The 4,077-nt window shown below is 65.2% G+C and carries 3 protein-coding genes; all 3 read left to right on the forward strand.

Going from position 1 to position 4,077, the window contains the following annotated elements; genetic code table 11:
* Positions 1-226 precede the first annotated feature (226 nt).
* The 3 genes from NKH52_RS35115 (at position 227) to NKH52_RS35125 (ending at position 3,959) form a co-directional block, all read left to right on the forward strand.
* On the forward strand, positions 227-1,738 hold the full coding sequence (locus NKH52_RS35115; RefSeq protein WP_352736854.1) for an ABC transporter ATP-binding protein: 1,512 nt from the start codon (positions 227-229) through the stop codon (positions 1,736-1,738).
* Between the two features lie 224 nt (positions 1,739-1,962).
* Entirely contained in the window at positions 1,963-3,018 is a 1,056-nt protein-coding gene (locus NKH52_RS35120) for an ABC transporter permease (RefSeq protein WP_352736856.1), read from the forward strand.
* Positions 3,015-3,959, forward strand: a complete 945-nt coding sequence (locus NKH52_RS35125) for an ABC transporter permease (protein WP_352736858.1) — start codon at positions 3,015-3,017, stop codon at positions 3,957-3,959. The genes NKH52_RS35120 and NKH52_RS35125 overlap by 4 nt, the downstream gene beginning before the upstream one ends.
* Positions 3,960-4,077 lie beyond the last annotated feature (118 nt).

Below are 4,077 nucleotides of genomic sequence, written 5' to 3' on the forward strand. Positions count from 1 at the left end.
TTTTTTTTTTTTTTTGGTGTGTTTGTGTTTTTGAGTGCTGGTGTTTTTTTTTTTTTTTTTCCCCCTCTCTTGTGGTTGGTGGGTCTCCCCGCCCTGGGGGGGGGGGGGGGGCTCCCCGTAGGGCGCACCCCCACCCCGTCTCGCAATCTCCGCTTCGCTCCGACTGCGAGCCGACCCTCCCCACAAGGGGGAGGGTGAAGCAGAGCCTCTCTCCGCAGGAGCATCCTTGTCCGCCCCACTCATCGAAATGCGTGGCATCACCAAGAGCTTTGGCGCCGTCAAGGCGAACGAGGCCGTCGATCTCAGCGTCGCGCCCGGCGAAATCCTGGGGTTGCTGGGCGAAAACGGCGCCGGCAAGACGACGCTGATGAACGTGCTGTTCGGCGCCTATGCGCCCGACGCGGGCGAGATCCTCATCCAGGGTAAGCCGGTGCGGATCACCAGTTCGGCCGATGCACTGGCCGCCGGCATCGGTATGGTGCACCAGCATTTCCATCTGGCGCCGCGGCTGACGGTGCTGGAAAACCTTTTGATCGGCATTCCCGGAAAGACAGGGCGGATCGACCGCGCCGGTGGGCTGGCGCGGCTGGCAGAGATCGGCCAGCAACATGGGCTCACACTTGACCCGGGCCTACCGGTCTCGGCGCTGTCGGTCGGCGAACAGCAGCGGCTTGAAATCGTCAAGGCGCTGTTTCGCGGCGCCAGGCTGCTGATTCTCGACGAGCCGACGGCGGTGCTGGCGCCGAGCGAGGTCGACGGGCTGTTTTCGGCGTTGCGTTCTATGGCGGCGCAAGGTCTCGGCATCATCTTCATCTCGCACAAGCTCAACGAGGTGCGGGCGCTGACGCATCGCTGCACGGTGCTGCGGCATGGCCGCGTTGCCGGCCGCGTCGATGACCCGGCCAACACGACATCCTCGGAGATGGCAACACTGATGTGCGGCCATGAGATCGTGCCGCCGGCGCGGGGACCATCGGCGCCGGGTGCCGATGTGCTGACGCTCGACGGTATCTCAACCTCGCATCATTCGGGCACGGCGCTGCGCGACGTATCGCTTGCCGTCCGTGCCGGCGAAATCCTCGGCATTGCCGGAGTGTCGGGCAATGGCCAGCGGGCGCTGGCGGAGGTGATCTCCGGCGTGCGGGCGCCCGATGCCGGCCGGATGACGATTGCCGGCCAAAAGGTCTCGCGGTTCTCGCCGCGCGAGGTGCAGGCGCTCGGACTTGGCCGTATCCCGGAAGACCGCATGACGACCGGGCTGGTGACCAACCTGCCGCTGGCCGATTCGATGGTGCTGCCGCGCATCGGCACCACAGCGTTCAGCAGCAAGGGCCTGCTCAAGCCGGATGCGATCCGCGCCTTTGCCGAGGCGCAGATCAAGGCCTATGATATCAGGTGCCCTGGGCCGATGACCCGGGCCGGCGCGTTGTCCGGCGGCAATCTGCAGAAGGCGTTGTTGGCACGCGAGCTTGCCTTCGATCCGAAGGTGCTTGCTGTCTCGCAGCCAACGCGAGGCCTCGATATCGGTGCTGCGCGCTTCATCCACGAAAAATTCCTCGACATGCGGACCAAGGGCTGCGGCATCATCGTCATCGGCGAGGATCTCGAAGAGCTGCTGGTGCTCTGCGACCGCATCGCGGTGATGTATGAGGGCCGCATCGTCGGCACGCTCGACAGCGGCGATGCGACGATCGCGCGGCTCGGCCTGATGATGACCGGGGCGGAGGGAAGAGCCTAGATGGACCTTCCGGCGGCGCTGACCCCCACCCCTAACCCCTCCCCACAAGGGGGAGGGGGATGCTGCCGCTCGCCGTTCACACAGCTTCTGAGCCCGGACTTCTGGTGTTTTGTCGTGGTCAGTGCCTGCGAGAGTTCCCCTCCCCCTTGTGGGGAGGGGCTAGGGGTGGGGGTCCCTCTTCGTCAGAATTCTTGTTCGACAGACAGAACAGAGGGTGCCGCCTAATGTTCCGCCTGGAAGCCCGCACAAGCACTCCTGCCTGGTTCAACCTCGCTCTGCCATTGCTGGCGATCGGAGCAGCGCTCATCTTGTGCAGCGGCCTGATTGCGCTGGCCGGCGCCGGCGTGCTCGAAGCTTATGGCGTGATGTTCACGGCGTCGCTGGGCGACAGCTATGCGATCACCGAAACGATGGTGCGTGCAACACCCATGATCTTCACCGGACTGGCGGTCGCGGTCGCCTTCCGAGCAAAATTCTGGAACATCGGCGCCGAAGGGCAATTGCTTGCCGGCGCGGTGGCCAGCTGCTTTGTCGGCGCCATTCCAATGCCGGGGCCGCTCGCCATGGTCTTGATGGCGGTGGCCGGCGCCGTAGCGGGAGCCGCAGTCGCGCTGGTGCCGGCGACGCTCAGAGTAAAATTCAAGGTCGATGATGTCGTCAGTTCGCTGTTGCTCAACTCGGTCATCTATTACGCCTTGATGGCCCTGATCGAGGGGCCGTGGAAGGACTCCTTCAGCGGCTATCCGATCTCGCCGCCGATCGAGGATTCGGCCAATTTCCCGGTGCTGCTCGAAGGCACGCGGCTGCATCTCGGCGTCGTCGCGGCACTGATCGCGGCGCCGCTGATCTGGTTCCTGATCGTGCGCACGACGCTCGGCTTCAGGATCAGGGTCACCGGCGAAAACCCGGAAGCCGCTAGATATGGCGGCATCCACGTCGAGCGGGTGCTGATCTCGACGGCGCTGCTGTCCGGCGCGCTGGCCGGACTGGCCGGCGTCGGCGAGGTCGGCGGCGTGCATTTCCAGGTGATGAGCGACATCTCGCCGGGCTACGGTTATTCGGGCATCGTCGTTGCCATGCTGGCGCGGCTCAATCCGCTCGGTGTGGTGCCGGCGGCGATCTTCCTTGCCGCTGTGATGACCGGCGCCGAGGCGATGTCGCGGGCGACCGGCGTTCCGGCCTTCCTCAGCGATGTCATCCAGGGCACCGCATTGCTTGCCATGCTGGTGGCGCTGCTGTTCACCGCCTATCGCATCCGCCGCGTCGGGGCTGCCCGATGAGCGCGGTGTTCGAACAGATCTTTCAGGTCGGCTTCCTCGCCGCCATCATCCGCATCGCCACGCCGCTGGCTTTTGCAACGCTCGGCGAAATGTTCTCGGAACGGGCCGGCGTGCTCAATCTCGGCATCGAAGGCATCATGCTTTTGTCGGCGATGACAGGCTTCACCGCCGCCAGCCTCAGCGGCAGCCTGTGGCTCGGCGTGCTGGCGGCAGTGCTGACGGGCATGCTGATGGGCGCGCTGCATGCGCTGTTCACCGTGGCGCTCGGCCTCAGCCAGCACGTCTGCGGCATCGGGGTGACGCTGTTCTCGTCGGGCCTCGCCTATTTCCTCTACCGGCTGATCTTCGGCCAGCAGTCGGTGCCGCCCAACATCAAGGGTTTTCAGACGCTGCCGATCCCGCTCCTCTCCGACATTCCGGTGTTCGGGACGGCGGTGTTCAACCAGTTCGCGCTGGTCTACATGGCGATCCTGGCCATTCCGCTCGCTGCCTTCGTGCTCTACCGCACGCCATGGGGCCTATCGGTGCGCATGGTCGGCGAAAACCCGCGCGCCGCGGATTCGGCGGGGGTCAGTGTGATCGCCACGCGCTTCCAGGCAGTCATCCTCGGCGGGGCGTTGATGGGGCTGGCCGGCGCCTTCCTGTCGATGGCGCAGTTCAACGCCTTCACCTTCGGCGTGGTGTCCGGGCGCGGCTGGGTGGCAATCGCGCTGGTCGTCTTCGGCCGCTGGGATCCGTGGCGCTCGGCGGGGGCCGCGCTGCTGTTCGCCTTCGTCGATGCACTGCAGCTGCGCATGCAGGCCAGCGGGCTCGGACACATCCCCTACGAGGCGTTCCTGATGCTGCCGTTCATCTTCACCATCGTCGCCATGGCGGTGATGTCGCGCAACGCGGTGGCACCGTCGGCGCTGCTCAAGCCGTTTCGTAGGGAAGAGCGGTAGCAAAGCTTGGGTTCCTCGCCCCCCGCAAAAGCGCTAGGCGATTCACACATCTCGCAGGCTCCAGCCGTGTGCTATGGATTGGAAGTACTGAAGGCCGTGGCGGAAGGTGATTGGGCCT

The organism is Mesorhizobium sp. M1066, from assembly GCF_040318635.1.
GTDB lineage: Bacteria > Pseudomonadota > Alphaproteobacteria > Rhizobiales > Rhizobiaceae > Mesorhizobium.

Coding starts and splice junctions, on each gene's coding strand:
- NKH52_RS35120 (WP_352736856.1), top strand. CDS start 1,963: ATGTTCCGCCTGGAAGCCCGCACAAGCACTCCTGCCTGGTTCAACCTC.
- NKH52_RS35125 (WP_352736858.1), top strand. CDS start 3,015: ATGAGCGCGGTGTTCGAACAGATCTTTCAGGTCGGCTTCCTCGCCGCC.